The 21,175-nt window shown below is 62.8% G+C and carries 22 protein-coding genes; 13 read left to right on the top strand and 9 right to left on the bottom strand.

Going from position 1 to position 21,175, the window contains the following annotated elements; all coding sequences use genetic code 11:
* On the top strand, window positions 1-336 hold a 336-nt coding region (locus tag AB4Y87_RS23100; protein WP_442006582.1), incomplete at its 5' end, for an HNH endonuclease signature motif containing protein.
* Window positions 337-423: 87 nt separating this feature from the next.
* Here the strand turns inward: AB4Y87_RS23100 and AB4Y87_RS23095 are convergent.
* Entirely contained in the window at window positions 424-1,677 is a 1,254-nt protein-coding gene (locus AB4Y87_RS23095; RefSeq protein WP_442006581.1) for an RNA polymerase sigma factor, read from the bottom strand.
* Between the two features lie 65 nt (window positions 1,678-1,742).
* Entirely contained in the window at window positions 1,743-2,162 is a 420-nt protein-coding gene (locus AB4Y87_RS23090; RefSeq protein WP_442006580.1) for a YciI family protein, read from the bottom strand.
* Between the two features lie 185 nt (window positions 2,163-2,347).
* Between AB4Y87_RS23090 and AB4Y87_RS23085 the strand changes: the two genes are divergently transcribed.
* Window positions 2,348-3,436 carry a fatty acid desaturase family protein gene (locus AB4Y87_RS23085; protein ID WP_442006579.1) on the top strand — a complete coding sequence of 363 codons (1,089 nt, stop codon included), beginning with the start codon at window positions 2,348-2,350 and terminating at the stop codon, window positions 3,434-3,436.
* A gap of 144 nt (window positions 3,437-3,580) precedes the next feature.
* On the opposite strand, the gene AB4Y87_RS23080 is transcribed toward AB4Y87_RS23085, so the two are convergent.
* Together AB4Y87_RS23080 and AB4Y87_RS23075 are read right to left on the bottom strand one after the other, a co-directional pair.
* A complete protein-coding gene (locus tag AB4Y87_RS23080) occupies window positions 3,581-4,132 on the bottom strand; it encodes a hypothetical protein (RefSeq protein ID WP_442006578.1) in 552 nt (183 codons plus the stop codon).
* A gap of 157 nt (window positions 4,133-4,289) precedes the next feature.
* Window positions 4,290-5,237, bottom strand: coding sequence for a 5'-3' exonuclease (locus tag AB4Y87_RS23075; protein ID WP_442006577.1), 948 nt, complete (start codon window positions 5,235-5,237; stop codon window positions 4,290-4,292).
* A gap of 182 nt (window positions 5,238-5,419) precedes the next feature.
* Here AB4Y87_RS23075 and AB4Y87_RS23070 point away from each other — a divergent pair, with 182 nt between their 5' ends.
* The 7 genes from AB4Y87_RS23070 to AB4Y87_RS23040 all read left to right on the top strand — a co-directional run bounded on the left by AB4Y87_RS23070 (window position 5,420) and on the right by AB4Y87_RS23040 (window position 16,106).
* The gene (locus tag AB4Y87_RS23070) at window positions 5,420-7,354 is read left to right on the top strand and encodes an FAD-binding monooxygenase (RefSeq protein WP_442006576.1); all 1,935 of its coding nucleotides are present in this window, start codon (window positions 5,420-5,422) and stop codon (window positions 7,352-7,354) included.
* A 105-nt stretch (window positions 7,355-7,459) separates the two neighbouring features.
* A complete protein-coding gene (locus tag AB4Y87_RS23065; protein ID WP_442006575.1) occupies window positions 7,460-8,758 on the top strand; it encodes an SWIM zinc finger family protein in 1,299 nt (432 codons plus the stop codon).
* The gene (locus tag AB4Y87_RS23060) at window positions 8,755-10,197 is read left to right on the top strand and encodes a DUF5691 domain-containing protein (RefSeq protein WP_442006574.1); all 1,443 of its coding nucleotides are present in this window, start codon (window positions 8,755-8,757) and stop codon (window positions 10,195-10,197) included. The genes AB4Y87_RS23065 and AB4Y87_RS23060 overlap by 4 nt, the downstream gene beginning before the upstream one ends.
* Window positions 10,194-11,300 (top strand): ATP-binding protein, encoded by a 1,107-nt coding sequence (locus AB4Y87_RS23055; protein ID WP_442006573.1) that lies wholly within the window; start codon window positions 10,194-10,196, stop codon window positions 11,298-11,300. The genes AB4Y87_RS23060 and AB4Y87_RS23055 overlap by 4 nt, the downstream gene beginning before the upstream one ends.
* 3 nt (window positions 11,301-11,303) lie before the next feature.
* Window positions 11,304-13,553 carry a DUF5682 family protein gene (locus AB4Y87_RS23050; protein WP_442006572.1) on the top strand — a complete coding sequence of 750 codons (2,250 nt, stop codon included), beginning with the start codon at window positions 11,304-11,306 and terminating at the stop codon, window positions 13,551-13,553.
* Window positions 13,550-14,746, top strand: coding sequence for a VWA domain-containing protein (locus AB4Y87_RS23045; RefSeq protein WP_442006571.1), 1,197 nt, complete (start codon window positions 13,550-13,552; stop codon window positions 14,744-14,746). The genes AB4Y87_RS23050 and AB4Y87_RS23045 overlap by 4 nt, the downstream gene beginning before the upstream one ends.
* 103 nt (window positions 14,747-14,849) lie before the next feature.
* A complete protein-coding gene (locus AB4Y87_RS23040; protein WP_442006584.1) occupies window positions 14,850-16,106 on the top strand; it encodes an MFS transporter in 1,257 nt (418 codons plus the stop codon).
* Here the strand turns inward: AB4Y87_RS23040 and AB4Y87_RS23035 are convergent.
* Window positions 16,094-16,678, bottom strand: coding sequence for a carboxymuconolactone decarboxylase family protein (locus AB4Y87_RS23035; protein ID WP_442006570.1), 585 nt, complete (start codon window positions 16,676-16,678; stop codon window positions 16,094-16,096). The genes AB4Y87_RS23040 and AB4Y87_RS23035 overlap by 13 nt on opposite strands.
* 159 nt (window positions 16,679-16,837) lie before the next feature.
* Here AB4Y87_RS23035 and AB4Y87_RS23030 point away from each other — a divergent pair, with 159 nt between their 5' ends.
* Window positions 16,838-17,056 (top strand): hypothetical protein, encoded by a 219-nt coding sequence (locus AB4Y87_RS23030; RefSeq protein ID WP_442006569.1) that lies wholly within the window; start codon window positions 16,838-16,840, stop codon window positions 17,054-17,056.
* A 51-nt stretch (window positions 17,057-17,107) separates the two neighbouring features.
* Here AB4Y87_RS23030 and AB4Y87_RS23025 read toward each other — a convergent pair whose 3' ends face one another.
* Window positions 17,108-17,461 carry a TraR/DksA family transcriptional regulator gene (locus tag AB4Y87_RS23025; protein ID WP_442006583.1) on the bottom strand — a complete coding sequence of 118 codons (354 nt, stop codon included), beginning with the start codon at window positions 17,459-17,461 and terminating at the stop codon, window positions 17,108-17,110.
* A gap of 106 nt (window positions 17,462-17,567) precedes the next feature.
* On the opposite strand from AB4Y87_RS23025, the gene AB4Y87_RS23020 reads away from it, so the two are divergent.
* Both AB4Y87_RS23020 and AB4Y87_RS23015 read left to right on the top strand, forming a co-directional pair.
* Window positions 17,568-17,978 carry a DUF1801 domain-containing protein gene (locus tag AB4Y87_RS23020; RefSeq protein WP_442006568.1) on the top strand — a complete coding sequence of 137 codons (411 nt, stop codon included), beginning with the start codon at window positions 17,568-17,570 and terminating at the stop codon, window positions 17,976-17,978.
* 2 nt (window positions 17,979-17,980) lie between these two features.
* A complete protein-coding gene (locus tag AB4Y87_RS23015) occupies window positions 17,981-18,370 on the top strand; it encodes a hypothetical protein (RefSeq protein WP_442006567.1) in 390 nt (129 codons plus the stop codon).
* Here the strand turns inward: AB4Y87_RS23015 and AB4Y87_RS23010 are convergent.
* The 3 genes from AB4Y87_RS23010 to AB4Y87_RS23000 all read right to left on the bottom strand — a co-directional run bounded on the left by AB4Y87_RS23010 (window position 18,342) and on the right by AB4Y87_RS23000 (window position 20,393).
* A complete protein-coding gene (locus tag AB4Y87_RS23010; RefSeq protein ID WP_442006566.1) occupies window positions 18,342-18,974 on the bottom strand; it encodes a dihydrofolate reductase family protein in 633 nt (210 codons plus the stop codon). The two genes, AB4Y87_RS23015 and AB4Y87_RS23010, sit on opposite strands and share 29 nt — an antisense overlap.
* A 67-nt stretch (window positions 18,975-19,041) precedes the next feature.
* A complete protein-coding gene (locus tag AB4Y87_RS23005; RefSeq protein ID WP_442006565.1) occupies window positions 19,042-19,923 on the bottom strand; it encodes an NAD(P)H-binding protein in 882 nt (293 codons plus the stop codon).
* Window positions 19,920-20,393: a nuclear transport factor 2 family protein gene (locus AB4Y87_RS23000; RefSeq protein WP_442006564.1), complete on the bottom strand. Its 474-nt coding sequence runs from the start codon at window positions 20,391-20,393 to the stop codon at window positions 19,920-19,922. The genes AB4Y87_RS23005 and AB4Y87_RS23000 overlap by 4 nt, the downstream gene beginning before the upstream one ends.
* A 99-nt stretch (window positions 20,394-20,492) precedes the next feature.
* On the opposite strand from AB4Y87_RS23000, the gene AB4Y87_RS22995 reads away from it, so the two are divergent.
* Entirely contained in the window at window positions 20,493-21,155 is a 663-nt protein-coding gene (locus AB4Y87_RS22995) for a TetR/AcrR family transcriptional regulator (protein ID WP_442006563.1), read from the top strand.
* The last annotated feature ends 20 nt before the right edge of the window (window positions 21,156-21,175 follow it).

Here is a 21,175-nt window from a genome sequence, read left to right as displayed (position 1 = left end):
ACCGACTCCCGCGTCCTGGACATCGGCCGCACCACCCGGATCTTCCCACCCCACATCCGCAAAGCCATCACCGCCCGCGACGGCGGCTGCGCCTTCCCCGACTGCACCATGCCCGCCCCCTGGTGCGAAGCCCACCACATCACCTACTGGTCACACGGCGGCACCACAGGAACCGAGAACGGCACCCTGCTCTGCAGCCACCACCACCACGTCATCCACAAAGAACAATGGCGGATCGACATGAACACCGGCGTGCCCTGGTTCACCCCACCACCACACATCGACCCCAAACAAACCCCCCGACGCAACCACCACCACACACCCCAGAGAACATAAGAGTGCCATCGCGTTAAATTGCGCCTCACGACGACCAGACGCGGAGTGCAGCTGAGGTGTACCCATTCGCGCGGCCCGTTGTTGGCGCTACATGAGTTGCAAGTCCTTAATCTTTCGCTCAAGGGCCAAGCGTTCCGCGCCGTTTGAGCACAGTTCAAGAGCCTGGTGAAAAGCCTCGTTCGCTTCTTCAGGGCGCCCAACCCGCGACAGCAGCTCGCCCTTGACCGCCGGCAAGAGATGCGATCCCTTGAGTTCACCCCGGGCCGCCAATTCGTCAACGAGGTCCAGTCCGGCTGCAGGGCCAGAGGCCATGGAGACGGCGACGGCATGGTTCAAATCAATGATTGGCGACGGCGTGAGTCGCCCAAGTGCCTCGTACAGGACCACGATTCGCTCCCAGTCTGTGTCCTCCACCGTGCGTGCCACAGCATGGCATTCGGCAATGGAAGCCTGGAGCCCGTGGGCGCCGAGCCCACGGCCCGCATCCACCGCCGTCGAAAGTGCTGCGCGTCCGCGCCGGATTGCTGACTGATCCCACCGACGTCGATCCTGGTCTTCCAGCAGTACCGGTTGGCCAGCTGCGTCGAGCCTTGCCGGGAATCGCGCGGCTGTGAGTTCCATCAGTGCCAGCAATCCGAATGCTTCGGGTTCCGGCGCCACGCGGACCAACACCCGGGCAAGTCGACGTGCTTCACTCGCCAACTCGGTGCGCATCCAGTTTTCTCCTCCGGAGGCGTAGGCCCCCTCCGTGAAGATCAGGTAGAGGACATTCAGCACCGAACCAAGCCGCTCAGGAACCTGATCGGCCTCGGGCACTGCAAACGGGATGCGGGCAKCGGCGAGAGTCTTCTTTGCCCTGGTGATGCGCGCCTGGATGGTTGGCACCGGGACCAGGAATGCCTTGGCGATCTCATCCGTGGTCATGCCGCCCACAACGCGAAGTGTCATGGCAATCCGGGCCTCCCTGGACACCACGGGGTGGCAGGAAATGAACATCAGGGCCAGGACATCGTCATCAATGGCTTGGGGGTTGAACAGCGTATCCACACCCGCTTCTTCCTCTGTGAGATCGCGTGCCAGAAGCGCGTATTTCTCGTCCAGGGCTGCCCGCCGCCGGAAAGCATCGATGGCACGACGACGACCCGCTGTGAGGAGCCATCCCACCGGCTCGGCAGGTGCGCCATTGACAGACCACGACACGAGGGCCTCTGCGAGTGCTTCCTGTGCGAGGTCCTCTGCCAGTGGAAAGTCCCCTGTATAGCGGGCAAGGGCGCCGACGATGCGGGCGGATTCGCTGCGCCACACCGCTTCGACGGCGGCCCTTGCCTCGTTGCTGCTCACGTCAGTTGCTGCTCACGTCTGGTGCTGCTCACTGCAGGTGCTCCCCAAAGCAGTGGCCGTCCCGTCTACAGCTGTCCGGTCCGCTCGCGCCAAGCCCGCTCCTTTTGGATCCATTCGTTGTCTTGGGGGAATTCGTCGATGCTGGTGACCCGGCGGATCTCGGTCTTGCTGCCTGCGGTCATCGGAGCACGCTTGGCCCACTCGATTGCTTCCTGCTTGGAGGCAACATCCAGAATGTAGTAACCGGCAAACAGTTCCTTCGTTTCACCGTACGGGCCATCAGTGACCACCGGGGTGTCACCGGTGAAGTCGACCACGACGCTTTTCTTTGCATCGTCCAGTCCTTCAGCAGCGAGCAGTACTCCAGCCCGGATCAGTTCGTCGTTGAACTTGCCCATCGCTTCGAGGATTTCGTTGAAGTCGATGTTCTCGAACTTGGCGAACGATTCGTCGGTTGCCCGCATGATCAGCATGTACTTGGCCATTGCACTCAATCTCCTGTGTTGTGGAAGGTCGCCCTTCGACCTTCTCATTCATGGGTCGAACAGTGCGAGGCGAAATCGACAACCTCTCAAAAGAATTTTCCCGTTCCATCCAGGGCTGCCGGGCGTATCCTGAGGAACAGTGGGTAAACGATGTGTTTTCCCGCCGGTAACTGGTTCGAGGCATCATGGCATCATCACGCTCTCCCGAAGACTTTTTTCCGGAACGCGGTGCCGCCGCCCGGATGGTTAACTCCTATGCAGCCCTCCTGAAGTCCGTCCGCAGTGCGGGCTTGCTGAAGCGCCGCCGGGGTTTCTACATCACGGTTTTCGTGATTCTGATGCTGGCGTGGGCCGGAACATGGAGTGGCTTTCTTCTCTTGCGGGACACGTGGTTCCAGCTCTTGATCGCGGCGGGCATGGGCGTTGTCCTTACTCAATTCGCGTTTCTCGCGCATGAGGCCGCCCATCGCCAGGTGTTCAAATCCCAGAGCATGAACGAATGGTCCGCACGCCTGATTGGCACGGGGTTGGTGGGAATCAGTTATGCGATGTGGGCCCAAAAGCATACCCGGCACCACAACTTCCCCAATGTCATCGATAAGGACCCGGATATCCACACAGGCGCCATCGCCTTCCATCCCGAGGCCGCCGCATCGCGTCGCGGCCCAATGGTGAGTGTCACCCGGAAGCAGGGATGGCTGCTGTTCCCCCTGTTGTTCTTCCTCGGTGCGAGCCTGCATGTTGATTCGTTGAAGTACTTGTTACGCCAACGAAAGGCAGATCATCGCTGGGTGGAAATCCCTGTCCTTATGCTGCGCCTGCTTATGGTGCCGGTTTTGGTGTTCTCCTTGTTGCCGCTGGGAATGGCCTTTGCCTTCCTTGGCGTCCAATTGGGCGTCTTCGGCTTTTATATGGGCGCTGCATTCGCCCCCAATCACAAAGGCATGCCCATCCTGCCAGCATCCAGCAGGACGGATTTCCTGAACCGGCAGGTCCTTACTGCCCGGAACATTTCCGGGGGACGGTTCCTTGACGCACTTATGGGTGGACTGAACCGGCAGATCGAACACCATCTCTTCCCGGACATGCCGAGGCCGTACCTGCAGCGCGCCTCCGGAATAGTAAAAGAATGTTGCCGGGAACTCGACATCCCTTATACGGAGACCTCGCTGGCGGCTTCCTACGCAATCGTCGTCAGGTACTTGAACAACGTGGGTCTCTTCGCTGGCGAACCCTTTGAGTGTCCTGTCGTGGACAGGTTCAGGCCCGGATAAGGTGGCCACTACTGACAAGGCGACCACACGAAGGATCCCCGGAACTGTTACTGGAACTGTCCGGGGGATCCTTCGCTGCCAAGTGTCGGCGTCGTGGTTTCTTCTCTTCGCTAGCAGAGCGTCAGCGGCTCGCGGGCAGGGGCCTTAGCGGCCGCCGCCTCCGATGACTCCGGCTTCAACAGCCTTGGTGACGGCGTCAGCTTCGGCCTGGGTGAGCTTGCCGTCCGTGACGGCCTTGTCCAGCCTGGTCTTAAGGGCAGCCGCGCGCTCCTCTTGGGCCGCAGTGCGGATTTCTTGCAAGGCGGCAGTGACCTTGGATTCATCAATGCCCAGTGCAGCGGCCAGGGACTTGGCCATGGCGGCTTCCTGCGCCGTCCGGTCGGGCTTGGTTCCCTCGGTGCCTTGAGTTGGTGGAGTGGTGGGCTTATTCGCTTCTCTGAAGGCCTTCAACGCGTCGGTGACTTTGGCTTCGTCCACTCCCAACTTGGCGGCAAGGTCCGCTGCGAGCTGACCGCGGTCGGGGCCGTGGCCTCCGGGCCTTCCGTGGCCCTCCGGGGGCATGGTGGCATCGGCGGACGACGTTGCGCTCGGCGTCGGCGTCGTGGTGGCTGAAGCAATGCTGGTGACACCCAGCCCTGCACCCAGCGCCAACGCTCCGGCTGTAATGCCCAGCGTGATTCTCTTGGTCTTTGACATGGTGCCTCTCCTCAATCCGGCGCCGCTGTAACGGCTGCTGAGCCGTCCGAGCGGCCTGTAACTTCCAGACAGCTTCTAACTTCCAGACGATCTGTAACATCGTCCTGTTACTACAATGAGTCGATCACCCAAGCCCGCGCTGTTGTGAAGCTGTCAATCAGCTGTGAAGGTGCGGTTGGGTGTCCAAGGCCGCAAGTAATCGCTTGACTGAACCACCCAGGTTCCACTCGGTAGCCAAACGCTCAAGCTCAGCGCGCGCCTCGCCTGTCACGGGGCGCAGCTGGGCGCCTGCCTCCTCAAGGGTGGGCACCTTCAAGTCGCGAACCACATTGACGACGGCGGGCGCCACCTTGAGGTACCCGGCCGCTGCGGCAAGTTTGGCGCGTACGGAACTGGACAATCCGCCGTCGGGATTCTCTGCTGCCTCCAGGAGGCCCTCAAGGGAGCCGTATTCCGCGAGCAAAGACGCGGCCGTTTTTTCGCCGATGCCGGCAACGCCCGGAAGGCCGTCGGAGGAATCGCCGCGCAGCGTGGCGTAGTCGGCGTACTGTTGCGGCAGCACGCGATACTTTCCAACGACGACGACGTCGGTGACCACTTCGAGGTTCCTCATGCCACGGGCGGTGTAGATGACGCGGACGTCCCGATCGTCATCGACGAGCTGGAAAAGGTCCCGGTCACCCGTGACCACATCAGTGGGCAGCTTCGCCTGGCTGGCATACGTGCCCACAACATCGTCGGCTTCATGCTCATCGACGCCCACCACAGCAATTCCCGCAAGGTCCAGCACGTGGCGGATCAGCGGGATCTGCGCTTCGAGAGGATCGGGAACGATTTCGACGTCGGGGCCCACCGGCACGATTTCGGCCACCCTGTGCGCCTTGTAGCTGGGGATCAGCTCAACCCGCCATTTCGGGCGCCAGTCATTGTCCCAGCAAGCGACCACGTGGGTCGCTTCGTACTCGGTGGTGAGGCGGGCAATCATGTCCATCAGGCCACGGACGGCGTTGACGGGCGTGCCGTCGGAGCGGCGGATGGAGTCCGGAATGCCGTAGAAGGCGCGGAAATACAAGGAGGCAGTGTCCAGGAGCATGAGTCGAGGCATACCTGATCCTGACACGTCTTGCCCGGAATCACCGTGAACCTGAGCTAAACCTCGTCGGCGAGAAGGGCAAAGACTTGATCCRCACTGTGAGCCGCATTACGATGATGTGAGCGATAATAGAACAACGTGTTCAACTATAGAACAACAGACAATTTAGGCCCACAAAGAAGTGAGGAAAGCCCGTGCAGTTCCACCACCACGGTTACGTATCCGGTGACCCGCGAGTCGAGCCGGCTGCCGGCGTCGGCATCGACCGCCCGGCCGAGCTTCCCGACGAAGTTGACGTTCTCATCGTGGGCACTGGCCCCGCAGGGATGCTGACCGCGGCGCAACTGGCCCAGTTCCCGGATATCACCACACGTATTATCGAGCGCCGCCCCGGGCGCCTCGCCATTGGTCAGGCCGACGGCATCCAGGCCCGCAGCGTCGAGACCTTCCAGGCGTTCGGGTTCGCCGAACGCATCACCGCCGAGGCCTACCGCATCACCGAAATGGCGTTCTGGAAGCCGGACCCCGCTGACCATTCGCGCATCGTACGCGCGGCCCGCGCCGTGGATGACCCCACAGGAATCAGCGAATTCCCGCACCTGATCGTCAACCAGGCACGCGTGCTGGACTACTTCGCGGAGTTCATGGCCAACTCCCCCACGCGCATGACACCGGACTACGGCTACGAATTCCACGGACTTAGCGTCACAGGCGAGGGCGAATACCCCGTGACCGTCACGCTCGGTCACACGACCGGACCCAATGAAGGCCAGGAACGGGTTATCCGTGCCAAGTACGTCGTCGGTGCCGATGGGGCGCGCAGCAAGGTCCGCGAGTCCATCGGGTGCCATCTCGCAGGTGACCAGGCCAACCATGCCTGGGGTGTTATGGACGTCCTGGCCGTCACGGACTTCCCGGATATCCGCACCAAATGTGCAATCCAGTCCGGTGCCGGCGGCAGCATCCTGCTGATCCCCCGCGAGGGTGGCCACCTGTTCCGCATGTATGTGGACCTGGGCGAGGTGAAACCGGAGGATCACGGCGCCGTGCGGAAGACGACCATAGAGCAGATCATCCAGAAGGCCAACGACATCCTGCATCCGTACACCCTGGACGTTCGCAACGTCGCCTGGCACAGCGTTTACGAGGTAGGTCACCGGCTCACGGACAGGTTCGACGACGTCCTGCCGGAGGAACGCGGGACGCGGACGCCGAGGGTGTTCATTACCGGCGATGCCTGCCACACGCACAGTGCGAAGGCCGGACAGGGAATGAACGTTTCCATGCAGGACGGCTTCAACATCGGTTGGAAACTGGGACACGTCCTGGAAGGCCGCAGCCCCGAGTCCCTGCTGGACACCTACTCGGCTGAACGCCAGGTGGTGGCGAAGAACCTGATCGACTTCGACAAGCAATGGTCAACGCTCATGGCCAAGAAGCCCGAAGAGTTCGAAGACCCGGCGGAGCTGGAGACCTTCTACACCAGCACCGCGGAGTTCCCTGCAGGTTTCATGACCCAGTACGCTCCGTCCATGCTCGTGGCCGAAGCGCAGCACCAGGAGTTGGCAACGGGCTTCCCGATCGGCAAGCGCTTCAAGTCGGCCCCGGTCCTGCGGGTCTGCGACACGAATCCGATGCACCTCGGCCACCATGCCAAGGCAGACGGGCGCTGGCGCATCTACGTCTTTGCCGACGCCGCCCCTGCAGGCGCCCCGGGACCCGTCGCGGACCTCGCTGAGTGGATTGCGAACTCGCCGGACTCACCCCTGGCCGCGACGCCGTCGGACGCTGACCGTGACGCCTGGTTCGACGTGAAGGTGATCTACCAACAGGACCACACCAACGTAGACATCAACGCCGTCCCCACGGCGTTCAAGCCGACCGCTGGACCGTTCAAGCTCACCTACCTGGAGAAGGTCTTCGGGACGGACCCGAAAGCAGACATCTTTGAGCTGCGCGGACTCAGCCGCGACGGCGTTGTGGTGGTGGTCCGCCCGGACCAGTACGTCGCGAACGTGCTCCCACTGACCGCCACCGCGGAACTTGGCTCGTTCTTTGCTACTCTGCATTCCGGGCAGCGGGAAAAGTCGACCGCAACAGACGCGGATCTGGTCAGCCACCAGGCGTAACGACGGAGGCAGCTGCCGGGAGCCGGGCAAGGCTCCCGGCAGCAAATCGCCGCCCTGTCGCGGTCCTCTCCCAAAGCGTCGCAGGTGTCAGGCAGAATAGCCCTCATGGGGCGTTGGAGCGAAGAGAGAGTCATCAACGCCGCCCCCGATGCATCGTCCTTGGCAGCGGCCCGGAAGCTGGCACACCCCGGCCCTTGGTCGGACTCGGGGAGCAACGACGTCCTGGTCTGGGGCAAATGCCAAGGCAGTGGAAAAACGCCCTATCAAGTAAGCGTGGACATCGTTGCCCCTGCATACCGGTGTTCTTGTCCCAGCCGGAAATTTCCCTGCAAACACGCCTTGGCACTGCTTCTTCTGTGGGCCCGGGGCGAGGCAGCAGAGGCTTCGGCCGAAACGGCGGATTTTGCACAGGAATGGGCCGGGCAGCGCGCTGAACGTGCCACCGCCAAGGATCGCCGGCAGTCAGGGGAGGCATCGGACCCCGAAGCGCAGGCCAAGCGGCTCGCCGAGCGCCAAGCACTCATGGATGCAGGAATCGCAGACTTCGCCCGCTGGCTCACCGACCTGATCCGGACCGGGCTTGCCGCAGCCCGCAACCAGCCCTATTCGTGGTGGGACGGCGTGGCGGCCCGACTGGTCGACTCGCAGTTGCCGGGCCTTGCCGAACAAGTGCGGAGCATGGCTTCAGAGGTCCACGGCAGGACCGACTGGGCAGACCATCTGTTGCTCCATGCGGGCCGGTGGTGGGCCCTGACCAAAGCCTGGGCCGCACGGGACACGCTGTCTGCCGAGGAGTTTGCAGACGTCAAAGCTGCTGTGGGTTGGGCCACGGCATCAGCAGACGTCAAGGACACCGAAGCGCTGCCGGGCCCATGGCTGGTACTGGGAGCCCATCGAAGCGACGACGGCCGGCTCCAACAGCAGCGGACCTGGCTGCGGGGTCCCGATGGCACGGTGGTGGTCATCCTGGATTTTGCCGGGCAGGGCCAAGGGCTCGCGACACCTCAACTCGCGGGCGCCCTGTTGGACGTCACAGTTACCCGCTACCCCGGATCCACGCCGCAACGCGCGATGTTCACCAGTGCCGTTGCATCACAAGGACTGGCCACCAGCCTCGGTCCTGGCTGCACCATCGCCCAAGCCCTCGAGCAGGAGTCAGCCGCTGTTGCCCGCTCACCGTGGCGCGACCGCCAGCCCGTGCTGTTGGCTGGCGTCACCATCCTGCCGGAGGTCCATGGTTGGCTCGTAGAGGAGAACGGCAACGCTCTTCCCCTGATGGATGCTCCCCTCGATTCGCTGCTGGCGCTGACGGGCGGGAACCCCGTGGATGTTTTCGGCGAACTGGAGGATGGTCACGTGCGTCCGCTGACCGTCGTCGTCGGTGATGCGGTGGTGACTCCATGACGTGGTTGGACGAGCTGCGCACTGCTGCGCTCGTAGGCACCGGGCGGCATTCCCCACCGTCTCCGCCAGCGGGGCTGGGCGTGCGCCCTCCCGAAGGCTTGTCCCGCGAGGAAGAGGTGCTGGACCAGGCTGCCATGGCCGACGTCGTAACCCGAGCATCGCGCACTCCCGGCGAGGCGCCCGCCGCCACTGTGCCGCTGGCGGCGTCGCCTGATCCCGAGCCGGAGGCCACCGGAGAAGCGGCCCGGCTGCTGGAACTCTTGCTTACCCAGCCGCCCGTCGGACTGGAGTTGAGGAACCAGCTGGTCGTGGACTGGCTCCGGCTGGCAGAACACTCCCGACGCCGGGTTCCGCACCGGCTGCTTCCGGCGCTGTTCGCGTTGGCCCAAACTAAAGCAGCTGTCTTCAGGCGCTTGGAGCCAGCCATCGGAACCCGCGGCCGGTGGCTTCAAAGTCTCTCAAGAACATCGGTTCCGAAGCCGGCCGATGAAGGGGCAGAGCTGGGGAGCGAAGACGCTAGGGCGGACCTTGAACGCCTCCGAAGCACTGACCCTGCAGCTGCACGTGAGAGGCTGGCGACGCACTGGGATGACCTAAGCGCCCGGGAACGCTCAAATCAACTGGCCCTGTTGGCCACGAACCTGGGCAGCGACGACGAAGAGCTGTTGGAACGCGCCTTGGACGACAAAGCGAAGGGTGTGCGCGAGGTGGCAACCGGATTGTTGGACCGACTCCCTGGCAGTCTCCGAGCCGGGCGCATGGCTGCCCGGCTGCTTCCCCTGCTGCATTTGAAGGGGCTGTTGAACAAGCGGATCGACATCGACCTTCCGCCAGACCCGGATGAGCAAGCTTTACGCGACGGCATCCCGTCCAACCAACGCAGTGGTGAACCTGACAGACTGGCGCGATTGGACATCATCATCAGGGGTGCACCGCTTGAGGTCTGGACATCCGTGTCCGGCCGCGGCCCGGCCTCAACTGTGGAACTCCTGAAACCCGAGCCCCGGGTCCTGGATGGCCTCATCACAGCTGCTGTGAGCCGGAAAGACCTTGAGTGGATCCGCGCGCTGCTGACCGTCCGGACCGACGTGCGGTTGTTGGGTAGCTTGCCCGTTGGTGAGCGTGAGCAGTGGCTGGAACGATACATCCGCAATGGTATTGACCAGCCCCTGACGTTGGTTCCGTTGTTACGGGATCTGCCCCAGCCGTGGGGGTTGGGGTTGGCTGATGCGCTGCTCGGGCTGATTGCCGGCAAGAACGGTGGCCAAATGGCGGCCATGCTGGCGCAGGTGCTGCCAACCGCGCTGCCGCCGGAGGCCGCCGAGCAATGCCGACGCCTTCTGGAGCGTTCAGACGAGGACCCTGCCCGGCGTCGGGTGCTCCGCGACGCTGTTCAATACCAAGCATTCCGACAATCCCTCACGGAGGCCTTCCAATGACAGATGCCCCAAACGGAACCGATGTTCTCCGGGCCCACGCCGAAAATGCGTACGCCGATGAACTCAGTGTGTTGGCCGCGGTTGACGACCGGCCCCGGCCACCCAGTTGGCGGCTCTCTCCATGGGCCGTCACCACGTACATCCTGGGCGGAACCCTACCCAATGGTGCCGTGATCACGCCGAAATACCTGGGCCAGGAGCGCCTGGTGGAAATCGCTGTGGCTTCCCTCGCTACGGACCGGGCCCTGCTGCTCCTGGGCGTGCCGGGAACTGCGAAGACCTGGCTTGGCGAGCACCTGGCCGCGGCTATTTCGGGCGCGTCCACCCTGGTGGTCCAGGGAACAGCGGGAACCCCCGAAGAAGCACTGCGCTACGGGTGGAATTACGCACGGCTACTCGCCGAAGGTCCCTCCCGGGCGGCCATGGTTCCGGGTCCCGTGATGCGTGCAATGGAAGCCGGAAGCTTGGTGCGGGTGGAAGAACTAACGCGCATCCCCTCCGATGTCCAGGATTCCCTCATCACTATTCTCAGCGAGAAGACGCTGCCCATCCCCGAACTCAACGAGGAAGTCCAGGCCCGCAAGGGATTCAACGTGATCGCCACTGCGAACAACCGCGACAAAGGCGTCAACGAGCTCTCCTCGGCACTCCGCCGGCGGTTCAATACAGTTGTCCTGCCGCTTCCGGACACCATCGATCAGGAGGTGGAGATCGTGACAACACGCGTGCGCAGCCTGGGCGAGGCGCTGGAGCTTCCGGCTGACTTGGCGGCACTCTCCGAAATCCGCAGGGTAGTCACCGTCATGCGCGAACTGCGTTCCGGGCTCACCCAAGATCAACGCACCACCATCAAATCCCCGTCGGCCCCTCTGTCCACGGCGGAGGCCATTTCCGTGATGACCAACGGGCTGTCCCTCGCAGCCCACTTCGGCGACGGAACGGTCCGGGCCGACGACGTTGCGGCGAGCTTGGTGGGCGCTGTGATCAAGGATCCTGTACAGGACAGGGTGATTTGGCAGGAGTATCTGGAGACCGTAGTGCGGAACCGGCCCGAGTGGAAGGACCTCTACCGGGCCTGCCGTGACCTCGAGTCGACGACCTAGGCGATGACTGAGGTCCACATTCTGGGGATCCGGCACCACGGACCCGGCTCGGCGCACTCGGTGGCCGAAGCATTGGCCACCCTTCGCCCGGATCTGGTACTGGTCGAGGGCCCACCTGAGCTCGATCAAGTCATTCCGCTCATCACCGATCCAGGGATGGTTCCTCCGGTCGCAGGCCTGATCTACGCAGTGGACGAGCCGCGGTTGGCTTCCTTTTATCCCATGGCCAGTTTTTCACCTGAATGGGTAGCCATCCGCTGGGCGCTGTCTACTGGGACCCCCGTGCAGGCCATCGATCTGCCAGCGGCACATACATTCGGACTGAGGGTAGCTGCCGAAGCCGTTGAGTCGATTTCCACCCCGGATCAGCCGTACCGCCCGGATGCAATCGGCATCCTGGCAGAAGCTGCCGGGTACAGCGATGCCGAGCGCTGGTGGGAGGACGCCGTCGAGCACCGCAACTCAAACCCCGTGGAGCGCTTCGAGGCCTTGATCGATGCCATTGCCGAAATCCGGGCACTGGATGACAGATCCCCCGATCATCCGGACATCGTGGAGAACCACCGCCGGGAAGCGGCAATGCGGCGCATCCTGAGGGCAGCCATTCGGGAAGGCCATGATCGTATCGCTGTGGTCTGCGGCGCCTACCATGCGCCGGCCCTCGTGCCCGCCGGCTTCCCCTCCGTTTCCGCGGACAACAAAGTACTCGCCGGCTTGCCCAAGGCCAGGGTGGCCGTGACATGGGTCCCGTGGACATCGGACCGGCTCAGCCTGCGGAGCGGATACGGGGCAGGTGTTACGGCACCGGGCTGGTATCAGCATCTGTTCGCGCACTGGATGGCCCAGGATCCAGGCGTGGATGTGTCTACGACGTGGCTTGTTCGAGTTGCCCGGGCTTTGCGCAAGGAAAACCTCGACGCCTCGACGGCCTCCGTGGTGGAGGCGAGCCGGATGGCAAAGACCCTCGCTGCCGTTCGGGGTCGGCCAAGCCCGGGGTTACCCGAACTGGACGACGCTGCGCAGGCCGTCCTTTGCGATGGCTCTCCCCTGCCGTTGGCATTGGTACATCGCGAACTAAGTGTCGGACGGGATTTCGGCAGCGTGCCGGACTCCGTGCCCACGCTTCCGCTGGCTGCTGACCTCGCCGCGGCACAACGCAAACTGAGGATGAAAGCCAGCGCCTTGGAAGAGGTCATGGTCCTGGACCTCCGCAAACCCAACCAACTGGCGCGTTCCGTGTTGCTCCATCGCCTGGCACTGCTGGGTGTGGACTGGGGCGTGCCCACTGACACCGGCCGTACCACCGGCACGTTCAAGGAGGCGTGGACCCTTCTCTGGAAGCCTGAACTCGCCCTGTCCTTGGTGGAAGCCAGCCGGTACGGCACAACAGTTGCCTCCGCCGCAGCGGCGTTTGTGACCGAAGAAGCCCAGGCCGCCGACGGCCTTCCTGTCCTGTCCGAACTGCTGGCAAACTGCCTGCTCGCGGACCTCCCGGACGGAATTGCCGGCGTCGTCTCCGCTCTTGCTGAACGAACAGCGCTCCAGCAGGACGTTCCCCCGCTCCTGGAAACCGTCGCTCCTCTTGCCCGCACATGCCGGTACGGAAACGTGCGCGGGGTGGACGTGAGCGATGTCCGAAAGATCCTGGAGGCCACTGTCGTGCGCGCCTGCGTGGGCCTGCCGACAGCCTGCGCAGGTTTGGACGACGACGCTGCCACCGTCATGCGCCGGGCGATCGATTCAGCCCAGGACGGAATGTCCCTGTTACCGGACTTGCCCGTGGACGACTGGCATACCGCGCTCGCTGCGGTGGCCCATTCTGACCGGATCCACGGCTCTGTGGCAGGTCGCGCTCTACGGCTCCTGCTGGACGCCGGCCTGGTGGACGCCGACGACGTTGCGGCCAACCTGAGCCGCCGCTTGTCTGTCGCGGCCCCGGCACCGGAAGCCGCGGCCTGGTTGGATGGACTTCTGTCCGGCGATGCCACACTGTTGATCCACGATCGCCGCCTCCTTCAGATTGTGGATGAGTGGGTGGATGGCGTGCAGGACGAGGTTTTCGAGGACGTGCTGCCGCTCCTGCGCAGGACATTCTCGGCCTTCAGCCGCCCTGAGCGGCGAGAGATCGGTGAGCAGCTGAGCCGTTCCGGCGCCTCGCGGGACACCACGGCAGGCACAAGCTTTAACCTGGCTGCGGCAGGCCCGGCCATCAGGACGATGGCCCGCATTCTGGGGTGGGAGGAGATCGCATGACAGACGTCAACCCCGAGGACGCCAAGGTGCGCAACCGGCTGGACCGCTGGCGTCTGATGCTGGGCGGTAACGAGGCAGACGGCATTTCAAAAGCCGACGGCGAGCGCGTCCAACTCTCGGCCGATGATGCTCGGCGTGACCAAGCCCTTGAGGAGCTGTATGGCGAGGGCTCCACTCGCCGAGGCGGGCTCGGGGCCTCGAGTCCACGCGTGGCTCGGTGGCTCGGAGATATCCGCGGATATTTCCCCTCTTCCGTGGTCCAGGTGATGCAGGCTGACGCAATGGACCGTCTGGGGCTGCGGCAATTGCTCCTTGAACCCGAGATGTTGCGAACGGTCCAAGCGGATATCGCCTTGGTAAGCACGCTTGTTGGCCTGGGCAGGGTTATCCCCGAGCAGTCGCGCGAGACAGCAAGGTCTGTGGTTCGCCAAGTGACCAAGGAGCTTGAAGACCGCCTGCGGGCCAAAACGGTTCAGGCCGTCTCGGGGGCGCTGAACCGGTCCGCCCGGACCAGGCGGCCACGGCACAGGGATATTGACTGGAACAGGACCATTGCGGCCAACCTCAAGCATTACCAGCCCGAATACCGGACGGTTGTGCCCGAACAACTCCATGGCCATGCCCGGCGCAGCACGGAGATCCAGCGCGAGATCATCCTGTGCATCGATCAGTCAGGATCCATGGCGGAATCCGTGGTGTACTCCAGCGTCTTCGGTGCGGTGCTCAGTTCACTGCGTTCCGTGAGCACCCGTCTGGTGGTCTTCGATACTGAAGTCGTTGATCTGACTGAGGACCTGGATGATCCTGTGGATGTGCTGTTTGGGGTGCAGCTCGGTGGTGGTACCGACATCAACCGCGCCCTGGCCTATTGCCAGGATCAGATCACCAAGCCAGCTGAGACCATCCTGGTGCTGATCAGTGACCTTTACGAAGGTGGGATAGCCGAGGAGATGCTGCGCCGTGCCGCTTCGATTGTTGGCGCGGGAACTACCGTGATCGCCCTGCTGGCCTTGAGTGACAGTGGTCATCCTTCCTTTGACTCCAGCCACGCCGCAGCGCTCGCCGGGATTGGTGTCCCGGCTTTTGCCTGCACGCCGGACCTGTTTCCGGAGATGATGGCGGCGGCAATTGAGCGCCGGGACGTCAGCGAGTGGGCAGCGTCCCAAGGCATCCCAACCACACACGGGACGTAGCAAACTCTGAGGTAGCAAACTGTGCCCACGGGCTCTGGCGGACGCAGGGCAACGGGACGAGAATGGGCTTGTGGTCACCCCTCCCAGCGCTGGCGACGACACCATGAACGACGCCGCCAGAAAGATTCAACGTGTCTATCTCACGCTGACGCTGGGCAACACGGTGGCTGCTTCCTTCATCTGGGGTATCAACACGCTTTTCCTCCTTGACGCAGGCTTGAGCAACCTTGAAGCCTTCGCGGCCAACGCTTTCTTCACAGCCGGAATGGTCCTTTTCGAGATACCCACAGGCGTTGTCGCCGATGGCTGGGGCCGCCGCACGTCGTTCCTGCTTGGAACGATCACGTTGGCGGCGTCTACGTACTTGTACTACGTGCTCTGGCAGATTTCCGCACCGTTTTGGATGTGGGCGGTGGTGTCAGTGCTCCTCGGCCTCGGCTTCACGTTCTTCTCCGGAGCGGTGGAGGCCTGGCTGGTGGATGCTTTGCGCTTCTCCGGCTATGAAGGCGGCCTTGAAACCGTTCTGGGCCGCGGCCAGATGGTGCAGGGCGTGGCGATGCTGCTGGGCTCGGTGGCAGGTGGCGTGATCGCCCAAGTCACCAACCTTGGCGTCCCGTTCCTCATTCGGGTTTTCGTTCTGGTTGCCATGTTCGCCGTAGCGTTTGGGTTAATGCACGACGTCGGGTTCTCACCTGAGCGGTCCACTCACCCCCTCCGAGCCACCCGCGCAGTACTTTCTGCCTCGATCGAGAACGGCTTGAAAAACCCGCCCGTCCGGTACGTCATGCTGGCCGCTCCCTTTAGTGCCGGCGTCGGGATTTATGTCTTCTACGCCCTGCAACCATTCCTCCTTGACCTGTATGGCGACCCGCGGGCCTATTCCATTGCTGGTCTAGCCGCCGCAATTGTGGCGGGCTCGCAAATCCTGGGCGGCTGGCTTGCGCCCCATGCCCGGCGTTTGTTCCATAAACGAACCTCGGTGCTGATCCTTGGCGGTCTGGCTGGATTCGTGATCCTGGTCGTCCTCGGCTTCACCCGGATCTTTTGGTTGGCACTGGTGCTGCTGGCACTCTGGGCCGTGGTGGGGTCCGCAGCAACTCCAGTCCGGCAGGCGTACGTCAATGACATGATCCCCTCGAAGCAGCGGGCCACGGTCCTGAGCTTCGATTCGCTCATGGGATCCAGCGGCGGAGTGGTGGTTCAGCCACTCCTTGGCCGTGGCGCTGACCTCTACGGCTACCCGGCCTCGTTGGCCATGGCGGGCATTATTGAGCTCATTTCGGTGCCGTTCCTGCTGGCCAGCCGTAGGCAGGGGGCATCCGCAGACCGTGCGAACACCGAAGCCGTTCAGTCACCTTGAGCCGGGAGCGGCGTCAACAAGGCGTCCTGAAGCTCGGCGGTCACGCCTGGAGGTACATCGAGGTCCACGGCCAGGGCAAGAAGTGCGCGGCTGAAGTAGTTCCTGGCCGTGGCAGCGAGAGTGATGTCGGCGATCTCCCGGTCGCTGAAGCCCACATCGCGAAGGTGCTGCGTGTCGTCGTCGTTCATTGCGGCCGCATCGGTGCTGAGCCTGACCGCGTAGTCCATCATCGCGACTTCCTCCGGGGGCAGCCCGGCATCCCTGTAGTCCCGGGCGACAGCGAGTAGTTGCTCCTCATCAATGATGGCCAACGTCTTCTTCCCATGGGCCAACCGGCAGTGGGAGGAACCGATAGCCTGGGCGGCGGCGAGTGTCACAAGTTCGTATCGTCGCAAACCCAGCGATGAGACGATTGCCTTAACCAGCGCCTGCCATGCCTTGTACGCCTCCGGGTTGATGCTCATAGCCTTCGTGTGGCTCGGAACATAGCCCATCGACTGCAGATCGGCTTGGTAGATTTCGGCGGTGAGGCCTGTGGCCTCGGACTCGGATGGCACCTTGAGTATGGACATGGGCGCTATTGTGGCCCCCGGTCAAGGGAATGTAAATGAGGCGGAAAGTCCATCGGAATGACAGAGTGGGACTTCACCGTGAATTGTGGTGGAACCCAATACTGAAAGCGTGGACAAGTAATGATCTCCCTCCGGCAGGATTCCCAAGGCTTCATCCGAATGAGCCGGCATTTTCCCGCCAGCGCCTCCGTGTCCATCACCTTTGCCGACGGCACCCAGAAGGTTTTCCAGGGCCAGCGGCTCAACGAAATCTTCGACGACGCCTTGGCCGCGTTCCGGGCAGGAAATAACCTCGACGGCAAGGGCTTCGATCGGGGACCAAAAAAGAAGGTCCAGCAGGGTATCGAGTTCGTGCCCATCAGCCCTGACATGGCGTAAATTGCGCTGGGGCGGGTTCATATCTGCCTGGGTTTTACTGTTTACCGGGTTTTACCGGTTACCTGAGGCGTGACTGACGCAAAAGGGCGTCCATGGCCTGGCTTCGAGCCGCCCTTCGGGAATGGCGACACCACAAATCGCGCATATACCGTACGTTCCATCCGAAATCCGCTGCAATGCGGCTTCAATCTGCTCCAGGCTGATACGGCTCTGGTCCAGCAGCGCCGAGGCCTGTGAGAGCTCGAAGGCGATGGTTGTGCCTTCAGGATCATGCTCGTCGTCGACGTTCGAGTCCTGGCGGGCAAGGCTGACTCCCGTGATGTCGCTGCGCAGCGCCTTCAGCAGCGCAAGCTTCCGGGCGCGTTCCTCCTCCAGGAGAACCCGGAACCGCTCGACGTCGTGCATGTGAGCAAGCCTACTCATCACCTTCAACCTCGTGGTATGAACAAGGCCCTGGCTGGACAATCCCCTGCTCTGGACAAGCCGTGGGGTGTGATGCCCTAATAACGTCATGGGGAACTACGCGCGCCATCCCGGAGTCGATAGTTACATGGACGCCCTCCCGGACTGGCAAAAAGCAGTTTGTGAGGAACTGCGGGACGTGATCCACGAGGCAGAACCGGACATCGTGGAGACGATCAAGAGACGGGTTCAGCCGTACTTTGTCCTGGAGGGAAACGTCTGCGCGTTGCTCGCGGCCAAGAACCACGTCAACCTCTTTCTCTACGACGGCGCTATTGTTCCTGACCCTGCCGGGATCATTACAGCCGGGCACGATAACAAGACTGGCCGAATGATCAGCTTTTACGTCGATGACGAAGTACCTACGAAGCCCCTGATTGAGATGCTGCGACAGATTGCCGCCAACAATCGCGCAGGTGGGTGGCGGAAGATCAAAAACGACAGGAAGTTTGGGGACTGACCATGAGGTTGAACGAAACGATTGCCCGCCTCCGGGCGGCCCACCTCATGGTCCGCGACGCCAAGGAGTGGGACGAGCTGTCCATGAACCTGTGGGCGGCCTACGACGCCAACGACGAAGAACTCATTGAGCAGTTGCGGTCACCGTTCCTGCAGTCCTGGCGGACCGTCACGCGTTACGTGCTCCGTGACACGTTCGACGCAGCAGGCATCACGGTCGGCGAGCCAACGCATCCATGGGGAATTGCGACGCTTTCCGCGAAAGGAGCCAGCTGCGAGCCACTCCTCTGCCGCACTGAAGGATTCCAACTACTCACGTTTGCCGAAATACTGTCCAGCTATTCGGATTCGCTGGAGCCGTTGTTCACGGCTGCCGGGCAGGCGGACCGCTGATCAACGTGGGTATGTACTCCAGCAGCTGTAGTTGACCATCGAAAGTCCTGCTGTTCACCATTTCAAGGGAGACGTCAGGATACCCGTCATAAATCCGCTCCCTGCCGGTGCGGCCTGTGATCACGGGGAAAACAACAATCCTGTATCGGTCCACGAGTCCGGCCGTCAACAAGGAGCGGCAGAGGCTGAGGCTTCCCAGAGTGGTCARGGCGCCGGTCCGGGTCCGCTTCAGCTCCTTGACAGCTTCCACCGCATCACCGCTCACCAGTTCAGAATTCGGCCAGGCCAGCGGTTCCTGAAGAGTGGACGAGAAGATAATCTTTGGCAYGGCCGCCAGGCCGGTCAATGCCGCTCCCTCTTCCTCGGAGAACCCGGAGTCTTCGCCCGCGGCCTGCTCCGACATGCTTGACATCACCCGGTAGGTGTTGGCGCCCATAAGTGTGGTGAACTCCTTCTTCCCTTCCTCCTCGAGCCAGGCAAGGTATTCCGGGGATTCCAGTCCCCACCAGCCGGGCCAGCCCTCGGCGGAGGCATACCCGTCCAGGGATATGATCAAGTCCACCGTCAACTGCGCTGATGTCGCTTCTGTAGTTGGCTCGCCCATGGCTGCTCCTTACGGGATTTCGGGTGTGCCTAGCATTGTCCTCCCGAAAGACGGTTTGCACCACGACTCACGTGCTCCTGATCTGGTCCAAACTCTCACGCAGTCCGATCACCGGAATTTCAGGGAAGGCGGCACGTTCCACCGCTGGATTGAAGGACGCCTCTCCCGATTCCATCCACAGGGCCGCCCTCGCCATCCGGGCCATAAACGGCGAAATCGGAGGTGCGACGGCGGCCATCACCCGTAAGGCTGCCACTGGTATCCGTTGGACCGAACCCTTTCCGGCGTGCGCGAGGATAGCTTCCGCGAGCGTGTTGAAGGGGTGCGTTTCGGACCCCCACTCAACGGTCCTTCCACGCAAGGAGGGATCCGAAAGCGCCAACAAAACAGCGGCAGCAGCGTCCGGCGTCGACGTAAATGTCACAGGTGCCCGTCCCGAACCGAAGACAAGCACCCTGCCCTTCGTGTGAAGGGGCTGGCTCATTGAATCGAGGAACTGCTCAAGGTTCGCTCCCATTCGGATCGCCGTCCACGCCATGCCCGAGGCCTTCAGCGCTTCCTCCGCTGCGTATTTCATGCGCAGGAAATCCAGAGGGGCATCCGGAGCTGCCCCATGCATCGACATCATGACCACATGCTCCACGCCCGCCCGGGATGCGGCATCGATGAGCCGCAGTGCGCCGTCGCGGTCCACACTGCGCGGGCTGCCGCCCCTTTTAAGCCCAAAGCCCGACGCCGCGAACACCACCTGGCTGCACCCGGCAACGGCCCGCCCGCAGTCCGTGCCTGAGGCGAGGGACCCACGTACAAGCTCGACGCCGTCGATCGTCTTCCCGGGGAACGGCTGGGATTCGCCCCTGGCCATGACCCGCACCGAGGCCCCCCGCCCAACCAGCTCCCCTGTAAGGCGTGAACCCAGGCGGCCTGTGCCGCCTACTACGAGGATCATGACCCCTGCGATGTCGGAAGTACGGCCCCAGCCTGAAGACCCGCGCCCGCAGTGGCCTGGACGGCGTCGTCGATGTCACCTGAAGTACGTTCCACAGGTTCGAGATAGAAACGCACGGAGGCGATTCGCTCCTGGCGCACTGTAAAGATCGCGACGCCGGTAAGTTCCACCGGCATGGCATCGCGCCTGGTGCCCCGGGCGCGCCATTCCACCCAAATGGTTCCGTGCTTGCCTTCTGCGGCGTCGGCGATTGCCGGTGTGAGATCGGGGATGCCGGCAAAAAGGCTGGTCCAGTTGGCGCGGACCTGGGCGCTGCCGGTGAAATTCCGTTCGGGATGAATCGGCGTGATGTTGACGTAGTCGTCGGCGAATTCGGCGACCAAAGCGTCAAGGTCGTGGCGTCCGGAAGCTGCGAACATCCGGCGAACGGGTCCTTCCGGAAGGCGCTCAAGTCCCTCCACGGTTGCCATGGTGACTCCTTGGTGCCCCGCAATTTTCCCCTCACGGGCGGGCAGGGCTGGTATCTTGAATTCAATACAGTTCTCTGTATTGATTGGAGTCTAGAAGTCATGACAACCGGAATCAAGAGTCCCGGCGGAACATCCGGGACTCAACGCAGCTACGATGCAAGCCGTCGCCGCCAAGCAGCCGAGGCATCCCGGCTCACTATCCTTGCGTGCGCCCGGGAACTGTTTCTCCTGCACGGTTTCGGCGCAACCACCATCGCCGAAATTGCCGGTGCGTCCGGGGTGTCGACGGAGTCCATCTACAAGAACTTCGGTGGCAAAGCCGGCCTCGTCCGGGCCCTCCACGAGCAGAGCCTCCTCGGCAAGGGCGGCGCGCCTGCCGAACAGCGCTCAGACCTCGCACAAGTAAGGGCAGATGACCCGCGGGAACTGATGGAGCAGTTCGGCCGGTTCACTGCAGAAGTCAGTCCACTTTCGACGCCGATCATCCTGCTCATCCGCGACGCCGCCGCAACAGGGGATGCCGACATGGCCAACCTCCTGAAGGACGTCGACGACGCCCGCCATCGCCGGATGCTGCACAACGCGCGCCAACTGATTGCCCGCGGCCTGCTTCGTCCGGGCTTGTCCCCGGAAGAGGCCRCCGACGTCATGTTCGCGTGCACCACCCCCGAACTGTTCGAGAGCCTCGTCCTGAAACGAGGGTGGAGCGCAGAGCAGTATGGCCGGTTTGTCGCCTCAACGCTGACTGCAAACCTGCTCTGACCTGCAAAGCTACTCTGACA

The sequence above is a fragment of the Paenarthrobacter sp. RAF54_2 genome (assembly GCF_052113945.1).
GTDB lineage: Bacteria > Actinomycetota > Actinomycetes > Actinomycetales > Micrococcaceae > Arthrobacter.
This window is presented reverse-complemented; position numbering and strand designations above follow the sequence as displayed.